General features: G+C 36.7%; 14 protein-coding genes. 5 read left to right on the top strand and 9 right to left on the bottom strand.

What is annotated here, in order from left to right; all coding sequences use genetic code 11:
* Window position 1: 1 nt before the first annotated feature.
* From J3U14_RS06670 to J3U14_RS06645, 6 genes are all read right to left on the bottom strand, one after another.
* On the bottom strand, window positions 2-751 hold the full coding sequence (locus tag J3U14_RS06670; protein ID WP_267352557.1) for a uroporphyrinogen-III synthase: 750 nt from the start codon (window positions 749-751) through the stop codon (window positions 2-4).
* Window positions 748-1,668, bottom strand: a complete 921-nt coding sequence (gene hemC / locus J3U14_RS06665) for a hydroxymethylbilane synthase (RefSeq protein WP_267352558.1) — start codon at window positions 1,666-1,668, stop codon at window positions 748-750. Before hemC ends, J3U14_RS06670 begins: the two co-directional genes overlap by 4 nt.
* A gap of 175 nt (window positions 1,669-1,843) precedes the next feature.
* Complete coding sequence (purB, locus tag J3U14_RS06660; RefSeq protein WP_267352559.1) at window positions 1,844-3,211, bottom strand: adenylosuccinate lyase; 1,368 nt, start codon at window positions 3,209-3,211, stop codon at window positions 1,844-1,846.
* A gap of 40 nt (window positions 3,212-3,251) precedes the next feature.
* On the bottom strand, window positions 3,252-3,905 hold the full coding sequence (gene hflD, locus J3U14_RS06655) for a high frequency lysogenization protein HflD (protein WP_267352560.1): 654 nt from the start codon (window positions 3,903-3,905) through the stop codon (window positions 3,252-3,254).
* Window positions 3,895-5,016, bottom strand: coding sequence for a tRNA 2-thiouridine(34) synthase MnmA (mnmA, locus tag J3U14_RS06650; protein WP_267352561.1), 1,122 nt, complete (start codon window positions 5,014-5,016; stop codon window positions 3,895-3,897). The genes hflD and mnmA overlap by 11 nt, the downstream gene beginning before the upstream one ends.
* A 290-nt stretch (window positions 5,017-5,306) precedes the next feature.
* Window positions 5,307-6,002, bottom strand: a complete 696-nt coding sequence (locus tag J3U14_RS06645; RefSeq protein WP_267352562.1) for a LexA family transcriptional regulator — start codon at window positions 6,000-6,002, stop codon at window positions 5,307-5,309.
* 152 nt (window positions 6,003-6,154) lie between these two features.
* On the opposite strand from J3U14_RS06645, the gene J3U14_RS06640 reads away from it, so the two are divergent.
* A complete protein-coding gene (locus J3U14_RS06640) occupies window positions 6,155-6,394 on the top strand; it encodes a helix-turn-helix domain-containing protein (RefSeq protein ID WP_267352563.1) in 240 nt (79 codons plus the stop codon).
* Window positions 6,395-6,462: 68 nt separating this feature from the next.
* On the opposite strand, the gene tpiA is transcribed toward J3U14_RS06640, so the two are convergent.
* Window positions 6,463-7,227, bottom strand: coding sequence for a triose-phosphate isomerase (gene tpiA, locus J3U14_RS06635; protein WP_267352564.1), 765 nt, complete (start codon window positions 7,225-7,227; stop codon window positions 6,463-6,465).
* Window positions 7,228-7,327: 100 nt separating this feature from the next.
* Between tpiA and zapB the strand changes: the two genes are divergently transcribed.
* From zapB to J3U14_RS06615, 4 genes are all read left to right on the top strand, one after another.
* On the top strand, window positions 7,328-7,573 hold the full coding sequence (zapB, locus tag J3U14_RS06630; protein WP_267352565.1) for a cell division protein ZapB: 246 nt from the start codon (window positions 7,328-7,330) through the stop codon (window positions 7,571-7,573).
* A gap of 75 nt (window positions 7,574-7,648) precedes the next feature.
* Window positions 7,649-8,953 carry a DUF2868 domain-containing protein gene (locus tag J3U14_RS06625; RefSeq protein ID WP_267352566.1) on the top strand — a complete coding sequence of 435 codons (1,305 nt, stop codon included), beginning with the start codon at window positions 7,649-7,651 and terminating at the stop codon, window positions 8,951-8,953.
* 1 nt (window position 8,954) lies between these two features.
* Window positions 8,955-10,313, top strand: a complete 1,359-nt coding sequence (locus tag J3U14_RS06620; RefSeq protein ID WP_267352567.1) for a GTPase/DUF3482 domain-containing protein — start codon at window positions 8,955-8,957, stop codon at window positions 10,311-10,313.
* Entirely contained in the window at window positions 10,261-10,794 is a 534-nt protein-coding gene (locus J3U14_RS06615; protein ID WP_081299181.1) for a C40 family peptidase, read from the top strand. The genes J3U14_RS06620 and J3U14_RS06615 overlap by 53 nt, the downstream gene beginning before the upstream one ends.
* A gap of 74 nt (window positions 10,795-10,868) precedes the next feature.
* On the opposite strand, the gene J3U14_RS06610 is transcribed toward J3U14_RS06615, so the two are convergent.
* Both J3U14_RS06610 and nifJ read right to left on the bottom strand, forming a co-directional pair.
* Window positions 10,869-12,056, bottom strand: coding sequence for a pyridoxal phosphate-dependent aminotransferase (locus J3U14_RS06610; protein WP_267352568.1), 1,188 nt, complete (start codon window positions 12,054-12,056; stop codon window positions 10,869-10,871).
* A 279-nt stretch (window positions 12,057-12,335) separates the two neighbouring features.
* Entirely contained in the window at window positions 12,336-15,878 is a 3,543-nt protein-coding gene (gene nifJ, locus J3U14_RS06605; protein ID WP_267352569.1) for a pyruvate:ferredoxin (flavodoxin) oxidoreductase, read from the bottom strand.
* Window positions 15,879-16,138: the final 260 nt, after the last annotated feature.

Below are 16,138 nucleotides of genomic sequence, written 5' to 3'. Positions count from 1 at the left end.
CTCATTTAGATGATTTTATATAATTGATATTATTATGACATAGACTTATCATTGTTTTAAATAAAATTTGATTATTTGCGCTTTTGGCTAAAACAATATTTTGCCAGTTTAGGCGCTTAGCTTCCTCAAAAATTCTTAGACTGGTCACCACTAAACAAGCTTGTTTTTTATGTTCTGTTTGGCAATACAACTCAAGTTGATGTAAATGTTCTATACTGGTAATGATAACGAGCTGATGCTCAATGGAATTACTCAGTATGTCCAACGGATAGGATATAGCATGACGAGAATAACACTCTACCAGTTTGACTTGGGCTTGTTTGGCACTTAATGTATCGGCAATTAGCTGTCTTCCTGAATCACCGCGTAAAATTAAAACTCTTCGGTTTTTCACCATATCAGCATCAAAGAAGGCAAGTAATCCTTCACTATTTTCTTGTTTTGGAAAACTTACCGATTTATGGACTAATTGACGAATCAGTTCCGCCGTTTTATTTCCTATGGCAAAATACTGTAAATGTTTAGGAAAATTAAGATGCGGATTAAATGTGGTAATAACATTTGCGACTTGTGGCGACACTGCAATAACAATATCATTTGGTAACAACTGGTTTAAATTATATTGTAAATTCAGCAGATCCTTACCTGCTGAAATCCTAAATAAAGGAAGATGGGTAGCCTGTAAATTGGCTTGATTTAATAATTTAGTCAATGCTTCACCTTGCGGTGAAGGGCGGGTGACGAAAATCATTCGCTATTCAATTCCTCTAAAATTGCTTTAGCACCAAGCATTAACAATTTATTAGCGACATCTCGTCCTAACTGCTCTGCTTGAGTAATGCTACCGGACAAAGGGACTTTGATTATTGTAGAACCATCTGTTTTGCCAACTAAACCCTTTAAAAATAGCTTGTCATCCAAAATTTGGCTATAACAAGCAATAGGAACTTGGCAACCACCTTGCAATTGTTGATTCATTGCTCTTTCAGCTTGTATGCAAATTCGACTATGTTGGTCATCTAAAGGGGCCAGTAAAGCTAAAATTTGCTTATCATTAGCACGTGTTTCAATACCAATTGCCCCTTGACCGACAGCAGGTAAGATTACATCAGTATCAATATATTGTTTAATACGGTCTTGCAATGATAAACGTTTTAATCCTACAGCGGCTAAAATAATTGCATCATATTCTTGATTGTCTAATTTTGCTAAACGGGTACCAATGTTGCCTCGCAAATCTTTAATATGCAAATGTGGGTAAAGCGCACGTAATTGACATTGTCGTCGTAAACTTGAAGTACCAACCACTGCACCAGAAGGTAACTGTGATAAATTTTCGTAGCGATTTGAAATAAATGCATCTCGGACATCATCCCGTTTGCAGATTGTTGCAAGTGTGAGTCCATCGGGAAAATGCACGGGAATATCTTTTATAGAATGCACTGCAATATCAGCTTCATTATTTAAAATGGCTTCTTCCAATTGTTTAACAAATAATCCTTTGCCACCTATTTTTGATAATGGGCTATCAAGTAATATATCACCTTTTGTCACCATAGGGATAAGCTCTACAGACAAATCAGGGTGAATGGCTAATAGCTGCTGTTTAACATAGTTAGCTTGCCAAAGAGCTAAAGGGCTTTTCCTTGTTGCAATGCGGATTTTCAATGGATGTTCCTATAAATACTTTTAATGTTATTTTATTATTGATGTCTTAAAGGTGAATAAGAATAACCGTTTGTTATTTAATCACAAATTGACATCATTCAATCATGTATTGTGATTCAATATAATCTGAAACATTATTTAATGATGTTTCAGATTATTAACCAACAAAAGATAATCAAAGTTTATCAATAAACGTTGATGCGTAACCAATATAGTTGGCTGGTGTTAACTGTTTCAAACGTGATTTTTCATTTTCTGGTAAATCTAACGAATCAATAAACTGCTTCATTCCTTCGGCATCGACACGTTTTCCTCGCGTCAATTCTTTTAGTTTCTCGTAAGGCTTTTCAATACCATAACGTCGCATCACTGTTTGAATGGGTTCAGCTAAGACTTCCCAGTTACGATTGAGCTCATCCAACAAGTACTCTTGATTCACTTCAAGTTTGCTTAATCCTTTTAAGGTTGATTGATAAGCAATGATTGCATAACCAATACCTACACCAAGATTACGTAAAACGGTTGAATCTGTTAAATCACGTTGAAAACGGGAAATTGGCAATTTGCTACCTAAATGATTCATAATGGCATTAGCTATGCCAAGGTTGCCTTCAGAGTTTTCAAAATCGATTGGATTGACTTTGTGTGGCATGGTTGACGATCCGATTTCGCCAGCTACCGTTTTTTGTTTAAAGTGATTTAGTGAAATATAACCCCAAATATCACGATTAAAGTCGATCATAATGGTATTAAACCGAGCAACACAATCAAAAAACTCGGCAATATAATCATGCGGTTCGATTTGAGTTGTAAATGGATTCCATTGTAAACCCAAAGAACAGACAAACTCTTCACTAAATTGATGCCAGTCAATATGAGGATAAGCCACAATATGCGCATTATAGTTACCGGTAGCCCCATTGATTTTACCCAGTATTTCTACCGATTGTAGCTGTTTTAATTGACGCTGTAAGCGATAAGCAACATTAGCAAATTCTTTACCAATCGTTGATGGAGTAGCTGGTTGACCATGAGTTCTGGAAAGTAAAGGTAAATCACGATACGCTTTAGCCTGATCAGTAATTTTATCAATTACTTTTTTCCAATACGGGATTAAAACACTTTCTTTCGCCGTTTTTAACATTAAAGCATATGATAAATTATTGATATCTTCGGATGTACATGCAAAATGAATAAACTCATTGACGGCATGCAACTCTTCATTCGTTTTCACTTTTTCTTTAAGAAAATACTCAACCGCTTTAACATCGTGATTGGTTGTTTTTTCGATCGCTTTAATACGTTTAGCATCATCTTCGTTAAACTGTTCAACAATTTGATTAAGATGCGCCAAGGCTGATTGGCTGAGTGCAGGCACTTCAATAATTTCGGGGTGTGAAGCTAATTTTTGTAACCAACGAACTTCGACTTGTACACGGTATTTTAATAAACCATATTCGCTAAAAATAGTACGTAATTCTGTCGTTTTATCTCCATATCGACCATCAATAGGCGAAAGGGCGGTAAGTGCAGATAATTCCATCGGGATAACTCCGTTACGATGTTAAAATAGTAATAAAAAATTAAAGTGAATTTGCTTTTTCAATTTCTTGCAAAAGCGCCTGAGCCGTTTTTATTAAGCGTTTTCGTTGAAAAAATAGCTGTAAACGGCTTCCTCCTACTTGGTACCATAAAATAGCAGAACGAATACAACCCAACAACGACGTTCTCACCTTTGCTTGAACTAAAGAATTTTGTAAATACTCAATTTTACCCATCACTTTAATTTTAGTGGTTAATGGGCTAATAATATCGGAATAAATACCGGCTAACGAATAAGACAGATCATCTACATGTGAACTAATCGTTTCTTCATTCATGATAGGATACAATCCCGAAATACGCGTTAAACGCTGGTCAATATTATTTAATGCATCATTATTTTTTATTAATCTACTGGTAATACTTAATGTTCTTAACAGATAGCGAACAACATCCAGTTGTTCTTTTTGCCCTGATGAAAACAGATAAACTAATGTTTGTAAACCCGTTTTAATATTCTGAATACCACCATACACTTCTTCGGTAGTTTGTGGTGAGGTAATAAAAAGGCTATGTATAGTTTGCTCATAAAGTGTTGAGCTACAGACCCCAGTATTGGCTAACTGGGGAACTAAAACAGAACTTTGTATCACACCGGCAAGGGCAATAGTAGTATGGTAATACTTATTCGTCACTCGAACTCTCCTTACTTCGAATAATACGTTCCTCAATAATGCCGCCACCTAGACACACTTCGTCTTGATAAAACACAGCAGATTGTCCAGGAGTGACTGCCGCTACAGGGTTAGCAAAAATCACTTCGATTTTGTCTTCTGATATTGGATTGACCTGGCATTGAATATCTTGTTGACGATAACGCGTTTTCACCGTACAAGTAAAAGGTTTGGTCACAGCTTTTCTATCAACCCAATGTAGTTGTTGTGCAATCAGACCATCTGAAAATAGCGCAGGGTGATCATGACCTTGAGCAACAATAAGTTCATTATTTTTAATATCTTTATCCACAACATACCATGGGGTATCATCGGCTTGCTTTAATCCACCAATTCCCAGCCCTTTACGTTGTCCTAAAGTATGATACATAAGCCCCTGATGTTTACCGATAACCTGTCCGTCCACCGTACGAATTGCGCCAGCTTGAGCCGGTAAATATCGAGCTAAAAAGTCACTAAACTTTCGTTCGCCAATAAAGCAAATTCCTGTAGAGTCTTTTTTAGATGCAGTAGCTAATCCTAGCTGCTCAGCGATTTTACGAACTTGAGGTTTTTCAAGTTCCCCAACAGGGAACAGACTTTGTCTGACTTGGTCTTCGCTTAACGTATATAAAAAGTAACTTTGGTCTTTATTATTATCTACCCCTCGCAATAATTCGACTTTATCGCCAGTGGTACGTTTACGAACATAATGACCAGTTGCAATATAATCGGCACCAAGATCTTGCGCTGCATACTCTAAAAATGCTTTAAATTTGATTTCTTTATTACATAAAATATCGGGATTAGGGGTTCGCCCTGCTTTATATTCTGATAAAAAATGTTCAAATACGTTATCCCAATATTCGGCTGCAAAATTAATAGTATAAAGTTTAATATTGAGTTTATCACAAACAGCTTGAGCATCGGCTAAGTCAACAGCCGCTGAACAGTATTCATCTGTGTCGTCTTCTTCCCAGTTCTTCATAAATAAACCAACAACTTGATAACCTTGTTGCTGAAGTAAATATGCAGAAACAGAAGAATCAACGCCACCAGACATACCGACGACAACTTTTGGGGAAGTATTCATATTTGGCATAATAACTAACATTGTCTATAAAAAAATAATGGCTAATTTTAGCATAAATGACCCCAAAAGCATAAATTTATGCCAATAAGAATTCTGATTGAGAACATTTTTTTTACTGGAACATAGACGGATACTTAAACATTTTTACGTTTTTTTACTCAGTAATCTTTCTAAAATCTAAAGAAAAAAAACGAGTGCCTAAATTTCTTAATAAGTGGTTCTATCAACATTAATCAACAAAACCACATATTTTATATGCCATAAAAAAATACAATCAATACACAATATTGTTAATAAAGATCCTTTAACAGATAAACGACATGACCAATAATTTTAAAATCTTGAGGTTCATTTTTGTCTACAGTTATAGACGGATATTTTTGATTATCACAGAGCAAAGCAATGTTAGAACCCTGATTTTGGATGCGTTTAATACTTATCTGATCATCATATTGCACGGCATAAAGATATCCATCAATCGGTTTGCTATGTGCAGTATTTATAATCAAAATATCATGATTGGATATCGTCGGCTCCATGCTATCACCTTTAGCCCAAACCGCTCGCAAGTCATCATTATCAAAAAGTTGATGTTTAATCAATGTGATATCAAACGGTATTGCCTCGATTTGTAAAAGTGACTTATTATTACCGAATTCATTTAATTTATAAAAAGGGATATAGACAAAACCACGACGTTCAGTATCGGGAAGTAACCGACACTCACCTTTACCTGTTGCTAACCACTCAATAGGGATATCACATTTTTGTGCGATAATTGCTAATCTATTAAGAGAAGGGTAAGTTTTACCAGATAAATAGTCACGAATAACGGCTTCAGACATTCCCACTTTTTTGGCAAAGGCATTACCCGATAAACTCTCTAAAACTAAGGTAAGTCGATGCTTAAAATCGATAACACCTGTTTCCTTAAGGATTCGTGTTTTTTCTTGATCTTCAGTTGTTTTTATGTTGCTTTCTTTCATTTTTATAATCCATTTTGCGTTATTTTTTATTTTTCTTGTTTTAATTCGTTTTTTTATGTGTTATTCTTTTGCTTGGAATTTACACCATGCTAGTGTTGTATACCGATAATCTTTTGGATAGCAATAAAAATAAACTTATAGAGGATCTCATAATGAGCGAACAAGATCAAGACTGGACTCCATCAAGAGTAGTAGGCGAAATTAAAATTAGAGGTGGAAATTTAAGAGGTCTATCTCGTGCGAGTGGCTTGCAAGCTGATACTCTACGAAACGCACTTTATCGTCATTGTCCTAAGTATGAACATATTATTTCAGAATATTTAAAAGTTCCTGCTGAAAAAATTTGGCCTTCTCGATATAACTCAAAATCAAATAAAGTTAAATATAAATAAATTATTTAAGTTTCTATTGAAAGACGCCAATCTGGCGTCTTTTATCTTATTGTTAAGTTTTAAAAAAATTAATTCTTTGCTTTTTCCGCTGCTTTAATAATAGCTGCAAATGCATCTGCTTTTAATGATGCGCCACCCACTAATGCACCATCAATATCTGGTTGAGTAAATAACTCAGCGGCATTTTTATCATTGACCGAACCACCGTATTGAATAATGACTTGTTCAGCTACTTTTGCATCTTGTTTTGCAATATGGTCACGAATAAATTTATGAACAGCTTGAGCTTGTGCAGGCGTCGCTGATTTGCCTGTACCAATTGCCCATACAGGTTCATAAGCAATAACTGCGCCATTGAAAGCTTGGACACCTAATGCATTAATCACCGCATCAATCTGACGAGCACAAACAGTTTGAGTTTGACCCGCTTCGTTTTCGGCTTCGGTTTCACCAATACAAAGTACAGGAACTAAACCTGCTTCTTTAATGACTCCAAATTTTTTAGCGATAAATTCATCTGATTCTTTATGATAAGTACGACGTTCAGAATGACCAATAATAATATGCGTGACCCCAACTTCTTTTAGCATGTTGACAGATACTTCACCAGTATAAGCGCCAGATAAATTAATTCCGACATCTTGAGCGCCTAAAAGAATATTTGATCCACCTAATTGGTGTTTAACAAAATCTAAATAAACGACTGGTGGAGCGATCGCAACATCACATTCGACATCCGTAGATAGCTCATTTCTTAGTTCGGCAACTAAGTTTTTAGCCATTTCAATACTACCATTGAGTTTCCAGTTACCCATCACGAGAGGTTTACGCATAATTTTCTCCAACTTAAATTTTAAAAAGGTGTTGATTTTAGAATGAATTCGTTATAATAGTAGACATTATACACCAAGTAAATAAAGTCTGAGGAAAAATATGTCATTAGAAATATTGAATCAATTGGAAAATAAAATCCAACATACTGTGAATACTATCAGTACATTACAACAAGAGATTGCAACGTTAAAACAAGGAAATCAAGAATTAGAACAGTTGATTAATGACAGTTCAGACGAAATGAAAGCACTACGTGATGAAAACGAAAAATTAAAACAAGATCAACAAGTTTGGCAACAACGTATTCAAACTTTATTAAGTAAAATTGGTGAAATAGCACAGTAATATATTTAACTTACACAACGCGACTTAAGTCGCGTTTCTTTTATGCTTCATTAATCTCATTTTAAGATAAGTATAATGCGAGAAAAGTTAAAATCTTTATGGCTTGCTGAAACGATACGCTTGATTGAAAATGAATCAGGTCGATATGCCGATCAAGACATCAATCGAAAGGCAAGGGCTACACAATCATCATTATCCGATCGAATTATCCTACGAGCGGTGATGTTGTCTAAGCAAAATGGACTTTATACTGCACAAACGCTATTACTGCATGCGATAAAAATTTCTTTTGTTCTGCTCCTGTTACTTTCCGTTTTTTTAGGCGTGACATTAGCGTTTAGCGCACTCAATCAAAACCCTGTTAATTTATACTGGGCACTTTTCAGCTTATTAGGCGTTCACCTCATCACCTTTTTAATCTGGGTTTGTTCCTTTTTTTTCTTTTCCAATATGGGCGGAAGTATTCTTATCCATTGTTGGTTATGGTTAGCTAAAAAGCTATCTCAAAAAAAGACCATACAAGAACTGATTCCTGCTTTTGTACAACTGTTTGGGGGTAAAATCCGCTGGCTAATTGGGTTTGTCCTTAATCTTTTTTGGACAATCATATTAAGTTTTGCTCTTGTTGTACTGGTGGTTTTGTTTTCGACACAACATTACAGTTTTGAATGGAAATCAACCCTACTAAACCCCGATGCAATTATACAACTGACCCATTATCTAGGGTTGTTACCTTCAATATTTGGGTTTTCAATTCCGCAAGATGAGATTATTCGATACAGTGAACGCGCACTTAATGCTAGCGAAGTTCGATCTGCGTGGGCGATTTGGTTACTTGGCGTGTTTATTGTTTACGGATTAGCAGTACGTTTTATTTGCATGATCATTTGCGGTATTAACTGGATAGTCAGTTGCCGTAAAGTAAAATTGAATTTAAATTTACCTGAATATCAAATTTTGGCTAATGATTTACAACCGATTTCAATCCACGTTGTAGATGAAGATACGCATAAACAAGATCTTAATATTGATTTAACCAAACATTTTATAAACAATGGCGAAGGAATTTTTTTAGTTGCGGTAGATATTCCTGAAAGCTGGACACCGCCAGCATCTGTTACCTTTTTAGGTTTTGTAAATACGCGTGAACAGCGCAAACAAATTTTAGATTATCTTCAAATAAACCCAGCTAAAAAATTATTAATCGCTATTGATACCGACCGATCACCCGATCGAGGAGTATTAAATTTACTTAGTCAATTAACTGAAAAATCGCAACAAAACCGTATTTGGTTCATCAATCAAGGTCACCAACTTAACAACTGGCAATCTTTACCGTTTGAGTTTGCTCAACCGTCATGGTTAAAAGAGGAACTGTAAAATGTTAACAACATTAAAATTAGCCGTTGTTGGTCATGCTAATGTTGGTAAAACCTCATTATTACGGACATTAATTCGCAATAGTCATTTTGGTGAGGTTTCGAATAAACCTGGCACAACAAGGCATGTCGAATCTATAAAAATAAAACTAGGCAATCAAAAATCGATTATTTTTTATGATACACCTGGTTTAGAAGATAGCTTGGATCTATACGACTATATTAATCAACTTTTGCCTACCAATCATAAACTTGACGGCATTGATAAATTAACGATTTTTTTACAAAGCCCAGAAGCAGAAAACCAATTCAACCAAGAAGCAAAAGTTATAAAACAACTCCTAAATAGTGATGCAGCTATCTATGTTATTGATGTGAGAGAGCCTATACTACCTAAATTTCATGATGAATTAGCTATCTTAGCCAATAGTGATAAACCTATTTTAGCGGTGTTAAATTTTACTGCACAACAAAATCAGAATGAAAAAGAATGGAAAATGTTACTTTCACGAGTCGGGATACATGCTATCATAAGGTTCGACGCGATCGTGCCACCATTGGACGGTGAAGAAAGATTGTACAAAAGCCTTGCGCTTATGATTGAGCCAGCTAAAGCTATTTTAGATGAATGGCTAAATAAGATAACCGAATTACGAGACTCTCGCAACCAAAGCGCTAACTTAATTATAGCAGAAACACTGGTTGATGTGACTGCATTTTATCAAATGGCTAAAACAGATGATAAACAAGCCATAGTTGATATGCAAAATAAAGTAAGAAAGCGAGAACAAAAAGCAATTGATGAATTATTATCGCTTTATCAATTTGATGCTGAGCACGAAAGCGAACAAGGTTTACCCTTAATTAAAGGGCGCTACAAAGCGGATCTTTTTAATATTGATGCGTTAAAAAGCATGGGCGTTCATTTAACCAAAGGTTTTGTATCGGGAGCCACTATCGGTGCAAGCATCGACTTAGCAACTGGAGGATTGACCTTCGGATCTGCTGCGTTAATTGGTGGTGCTGTAGGTACGCTAATGCAAACGGCCAAACATTACGGATCTAGAATGCGCTACCAGCTATCTGGATACAGTAAATTAAGTGTTGACGATGCAATTATCTGTTTTCTTTCATTGCGATTAATTCGTCTTAAAGAAAATTTGAATAATCGTAGTCATGCAAATACCGACCCGATTCAATTGTCTAATTTGGATAATAGCGAATGGGAAAAGGGTGTATTACCCAAAAGTCTAAAAGTTGCAAGACGTTATTCACAATGGTCAAACTTAAACAAGGGAACCAAAAGATATGACAAAAAAAGGCAATCAACGATACGTGACGTTGCTAAGCAGTTGTTTTAGTCTAAGGAAACGTTGTTTTATTCTCACGTTAATTTTATCTATGTTTATGCTATTTGGCTGTAGCAGTAGTCGGGGACAAGTGACCTCAAATACGCTAAGATCAGAAACGGCTATGTTAGCTAAAATAGAATCCCATTACAAAAAATGGCAAGGTACGCCATACCGTTATGGTGGAACAACCCTAGCCGGGAGCGATTGTTCAGCTTTAGTCATGAACTTCTTTAAAAATAAACTAGCTAAACGATTGCCAAGAAGTGCAGCTGAACAAGCTAAACTAGGTTACAAAGTGACGAAACCCAAAGCGGGGGATTTAGTCTTTTTCAAAACCGGTGGACGGGGTAGTGGATTACATGTCGGCATCTATTACACGGATGGAAAATTTTTACATGCCTCGACGTCGAAAGGTGTCATCTATTCCAATTTAAACGAGTCTTATTGGAAACAGCGCTATTGGATGGCAAGACGAATAAATGATATTTAAAAACGACTAAAATGCTCACTCATCACATCATGACAAGTGAGCATGATACTATCAGCACAATCAGTAATTTCAACTTAAATCAAAGACTGACTTTTCAAATTTCGCATAACATTTGCAACATAAAGCATTTCACTTGGTGTCCCTAATGATATTCGACACCAATTTGTGGCAGGCTCAAAATCTCGACCTATTAAAATAAAATTTTGTTTCATGAGTTCTCGATATTTTTTTAAATCAATGGGACTTTTATGAAACAAAAAGTTCGTTTCAGATTTAAGATAATGTAAACCTAAATCTGACAAAGTCTTTTCCATAATCGTCCGTGACACATCAACTGCTTTTTTAGAATAAGTTAAAAACTGGACATCATCCATTGACGCTAAAGCCGCACAGACACCGCAATAATTTAACTTTTCGCCTGCAACATACTGAGCAATATGACGAATATTATCTGCTGAACTCACCACATAACCGACACGTAAACCAGCCATAGCATGAATTTTTGAAAACGTTTTCAGTAAAACGATATTATCAAACCCCTTCGATATTAAGTAATCAACCGACTTAAAAGCTGGATCATTGACGAATTCGGCATAGGCTTCATCGACAATAAATACCGTATTTTTGGGTTTACTTGTTAACCATGATTCTATTTCGCTGTTGGCAAAAACAGTCGAAGTAGGATTATTAGGGTTGACTAAATAAACGATTGAAGAGCCTTGATAATCCTCAACCGCTTTTTGTAAGCCTTTAATATCAATTTGCCAATCGGCTAAGCAGGGCACTTTGGTTACCTTTAATTTAAAGATTTTAGCAAAATGTTCGCCGTCACTATAAGTTAATTCTGGTATCACTAACTGTGTATCCGGTTTCACATAAGCTGCTAATGAACTTCGAATACCTTCAGATGATCCTGCCGTTAGCAAAATGTGATCATCGCTTACATGATGATATTGAGCCAATCGTCTATTTAACAGGGGCATTTCAGCTTTAGCATAACGGTTTGCTTTAGGAATCGCATCAATGGCTGCTTGTTTAGCTGCGCCTGACATACCAAGCGCATTTTCATTAAAGTTCAGTCTAACGGGATTGTTAAGGTTAGGTATCACAACGTTATCTTGTATGGGTAACGAATATGACACTGTTTTTTGTTGTTCTAGCGCATGTGCTTTAGCCAGTAATTGATTAACCGTCAAACCTGCAATTGCAGCGGAAGACAACGTTAATAGTTTTCTACGGTTGATATTCAAATTTGCGACCATTTTTCACCTCTCGATTAATGATTTCTTTACAGGCTAATTAAACAGTGCAAAAAACATACCAAATATAATGATAATCATTAAAAGCGTATTGATACCCTAATTAGGGTCAATAATGGTCAATTTTGAAGATGATAACGATTAACTTGGTTAAAAAAACGCACTTAACTGGTGCTAGTTTGCACTAAAGCGCATCACGAATAAAAAGCCATTGCGTATGCTGCATAACATACGCAATGGTCTTAATTAAGATGATATGATTCTAATCACAACAGCGATTGATTAGCTGTCTGCGGGCGTTTCGATATCAGAATACGTCGATAACATTTGCAAGAACTTAAATTTAGCGTTTACCATTTTGGTTGAACGTTCATGCAAGGTATTGGCAATCACCGGTTCTAACGTTTCTAAACGTCTAAAACGCTGCTCTTTCAGTAAAATACTAGATAATAATTCACTATTTGGTGATTTAGAATCAAGCACCAGACCAGGTTTACCTTCTGCCGTACGTCGTGGATCATAACGATATAGCGGCCAGAATCCTGATTTAACTAAATCTTTCATTTGTTCATGCGATTTTGCTAAATCATAACCATGCTCTTCGCAAGGGCTATAAGCAATCACTAAAGATGGGCCGTTATAGGCTTCGGCTTCTTGCAGGGCTTTTAACGTTTGATTTAGCTGTGCACCTAATGCAATTTGCGCAACATAAACATGCCCATACATCATCACACTCACGCCTAAATCTTTGCGTGCTTTATGTTTACCTAAATCGGCAAATTTAGACACGGCTCCCATTGGCGTTGCTTTAGATTGCTGACCACCAGTATTAGAATAGCATTGCGTATCTAATACCAAAATATTAACGTTATCGGTCAAACTCATTACATGATCCAGTCCACCAAAACCAATATCATATGCCCAACCGTCCCCACCAATTGCCCAAACTGACTTATCGATTAAATAATCCGCATCTTGAATTAACTCTTTTGCTTCAGGCGAGTCCAAATGAGCCAGTTGATCACGCAATAAAGCAACCTGCTTGCGTTTATCATCAATAGTAGAATCAAGGGACTGTAACGCAATGACAATTTCGGGCGAAATCTCACCCGCTACATGTTCAAGCAAACGTAACGCCCGTTTTTTATGTTGGTCATAAGTGATCCGATAACCTAAAGCAAACTCGGCATTATCTTCAAATAACGAATTTGCCCAAGCAGGGCCACGACCGTAACGATCGGTAGTATAAGGGGTTGAAGGTAAATTACCGCCATAAATTGAAGAACAACCGGTTGCATTAGCTATGGCAAGATGATCACCATAAAGTTGCGTTAACAATTTAATGTAAGGGGTTTCACCACAGCCGGCACAAGCGCCCGAATACTCAAACAATGGTGTTAATAACTGCGATGTGCGGACATCAATACGTTCAAGTGATTTAATATCACGATCAGGCAACTCATTAAAGAACGCAAAATTGGCGCGTTGCGTTTCTAAATTATCAATGCGTGATTGCATATTAATCGCTTTAATATCAAAATTATTACGATCCCGAGACGGACACACCTCAACACACAAATTACAACCCGTACAATCTTCCGGCGCAACTTGTAAAACGTAGCGTTGACCTCGCATATCGCGGGCTTTTACCTCGAGCGAACTCAATGAATCGGGTGCGTTTGCCAAATCGTCAGGTAATACCACTTTAGCTCGAATTGCCGCATGTGGACACGCAACCGCACAATGATTACATTGGGTACAAAGGTCGGGTTGCCAAATTGGAATCGCTTCGGCAATGTTTCGTTTTTCCCATTTTGTGGTGCCCGTTGGCCAAGTGCCGTCGGGTGGAAAGGCAGATACTGGCAAGTTATCGCCTAAACCGGCAAGCATTGATGCCGTCACTACTTTCACAAAGTCAGGCGCATTACTTGGTACTATAGAAGAGCGTGATGCGCTACTTTGATCGACACAACTTAACGGAATTTGCTCTAAAGAAGCAATCGCTAAATCAAGGGCTTTCCAGTTATTTTCGACTAATTCTTGACCTTTGCTACTGTAACTTTTGGCTATCACTTCTTTAAGCTGTGTGATACTAAAATCATTTTTAAATATTTCAGAAAGATGAAAGAAAGCCGCTTGCATAACGGTATTAATACGGGCTCCTAAATTACATTCTCGGGCAATTTTAGCGGCATTAATAATATAAAAGTGTGCTCTTTTCTGGATTAATTGTACTTGAACTTCTTTCGGTAAACGATGCCAAACTTCGTCTTTACTATAAGGTGTATTAAGTAAAAAGATCCCGTCATCTTTTAGTTTTTCAACAATCTGGTATTTATCGATAAATTGATCTTGATGACAGCCAATAAAATGTGCGCTAGTGATTAAATAAGGAGAATCAATAGGCTCCAAACTTACTCGTAAATGCGAAGTCGTTAAGCCACCAGCCTTTTTAGAGTCATAAACAAAATAGCCCTGCACATAAAAAGGTGAGCTATCACCAATAATTTTAATATTATTTTTAGTCGCCGAAACCGTACCGTCACTACCCAAACCATAAAATAATGCTTCAAGCGCAGATTTTTGTGGAATAGATTGTTCGGGTAATTTCAATGACAATCCAGTTACATCATCATAAATCCCAACGGTAAAGCGTGGTTTTGGTTTTTCTGCTAACAGCTCGTTAAAGATAGCCAAGACACAGCGAGGATCAAACTCTTTCGATGACAAACCATAACGTCCACCAACAATGGTTGGTAAACAATGGCGTTCACCTTGGCTAAAGCTTTCGGCAAAAGCAGTCATAACATCTAAGTACAAAGGTTCGGCTTGGGCACCGGGTTCTTTTGTTCTATCTAAAACCGCAATTTTTTTAACAGAATCCGGAATGACCGCTAACAAATGTTTTGCAGAAAAAGGGCGGAATAATCTAACAATCACCACACCGACTTTTTCATGATTATCAATCAGATAATCGATAACTTCTTTACAAGTACTCACGCCTGAGCCCATTATGACAATCACACGTTCGGCATCACTTGCCCCATAATATTCAAACGGTTGGTATTGTCTGCCTGTCTCTTTTTCAAATGCTTGCATCGCATCGACAACATGCTGATAAGTCTGATCATAATAAGAATTTACTGCTTCACGACATTGAAAATAGGTATCAGGATTAGCCGACGTGCCACGAATAACAGGATTATCGGGCGTCAAAGCACGGCTACGATAAGCTTTTATAGCATCATGCGGTAACAGGTCATGAATTTGTTCATCGCTTAAAGGATGAATTTTATTCACTTCATGGGACGTTCGAAAACCATCAAAAAAGTGGACAAAAGGCACACGACTATTTAATGTTGCCATTTGCGCAATTAACGCAAAATCTTGGGCTTCTTGGACTGAACTTGAACACAGCATAGCAAAGCCCGTTTGTCTGATTGACATTACATCAGAATGATCACCAAAAATTGACAGCGCATGGGTGGCAACCGTACGAGCAGCGACATGTAAAACAAAAGGCGTTAATTCACCGGCTATCTTATATAACGAAGGGATCATTAACAACAAGCCTTGCGATGATGTAAACGACGTCGCTAATGCGCCCGTCATTAAAGAACCATGCACAGTTGAAATAGCACCCGCTTCGGACTGCATTTCAACTACTTTTGGAATATCGCCAAAGACATTAGGCTTATTAAATTCAGCCCAAGTGCTTGCTTGCTCAGCCATGGTTGAGCTTGGCGTAATAGGATAAATTGCTATGACTTCATTGGCACGATAAGCAACGGATGACACCGCACTATTAGCATCAGATATGATCATTAAAAAACCTTGTGTTTTATAGTGTTACGACATTACTTCATTATTATAAATTTTGACTATTGTATCAGAAACTAAGATAGCTTTGAGTTATTTTTGAATTAAAATTTTTTTGACTTGAAATTAGTGTTCAATAATTGGATTAGGATTAACTAAATAAACCCAACCTTTTTTAAACATGACTGATGACTTTGTAGATATTAAAAAAGAATTGCATAGTTTCATTTATATAATATGTACTCAATAATGAACAAATGAAATGG

Origin of the sequence: Gilliamella sp. B3801, assembly GCF_026536645.1 — a bacterium.
Classification (GTDB): domain Bacteria; phylum Pseudomonadota; class Gammaproteobacteria; order Enterobacterales; family Orbaceae; genus Gilliamella; species Gilliamella apicola_I.
Note: the sequence above shows the minus strand (reverse complement) of the source record. Positions and strands in the feature narration are given on the sequence as shown.

Excerpts from the sequence above, each read along its gene's own strand:
- tpiA (WP_267352564.1), bottom strand. The coding sequence starts at position 7,227 with ATGCGTAAACCTCTCGTGATGGGTAACTGGAAACTCAATGGTAGTATT.
- J3U14_RS06610 (WP_267352568.1), bottom strand. The coding sequence starts at position 12,056 with ATGGTCGCAAATTTGAATATCAACCGTAGAAAACTATTAACGTTGTCT.
- J3U14_RS06615 (WP_081299181.1), top strand. The coding sequence starts at position 10,261 with ATGACAAAAAAAGGCAATCAACGATACGTGACGTTGCTAAGCAGTTGT.
- mnmA (WP_267352561.1), bottom strand. The coding sequence starts at position 5,016 with ATGAATACTTCCCCAAAAGTTGTCGTCGGTATGTCTGGTGGCGTTGAT.
- J3U14_RS06625 (WP_267352566.1), top strand. The coding sequence starts at position 7,649 with ATGCGAGAAAAGTTAAAATCTTTATGGCTTGCTGAAACGATACGCTTG.
- J3U14_RS06640 (WP_267352563.1), top strand. The coding sequence starts at position 6,155 with ATGAGCGAACAAGATCAAGACTGGACTCCATCAAGAGTAGTAGGCGAA.
- J3U14_RS06645 (WP_267352562.1), bottom strand. The coding sequence starts at position 6,002 with ATGAAAGAAAGCAACATAAAAACAACTGAAGATCAAGAAAAAACACGA.
- J3U14_RS06620 (WP_267352567.1), top strand. The coding sequence starts at position 8,955 with ATGTTAACAACATTAAAATTAGCCGTTGTTGGTCATGCTAATGTTGGT.
- purB (WP_267352559.1), bottom strand. The coding sequence starts at position 3,211 with ATGGAATTATCTGCACTTACCGCCCTTTCGCCTATTGATGGTCGATAT.
- zapB (WP_267352565.1), top strand. The coding sequence starts at position 7,328 with ATGTCATTAGAAATATTGAATCAATTGGAAAATAAAATCCAACATACT.
- nifJ (WP_267352569.1), bottom strand. The coding sequence starts at position 15,878 with ATGATCATATCTGATGCTAATAGTGCGGTGTCATCCGTTGCTTATCGT.
- J3U14_RS06670 (WP_267352557.1), bottom strand. The coding sequence starts at position 751 with ATGATTTTCGTCACCCGCCCTTCACCGCAAGGTGAAGCATTGACTAAA.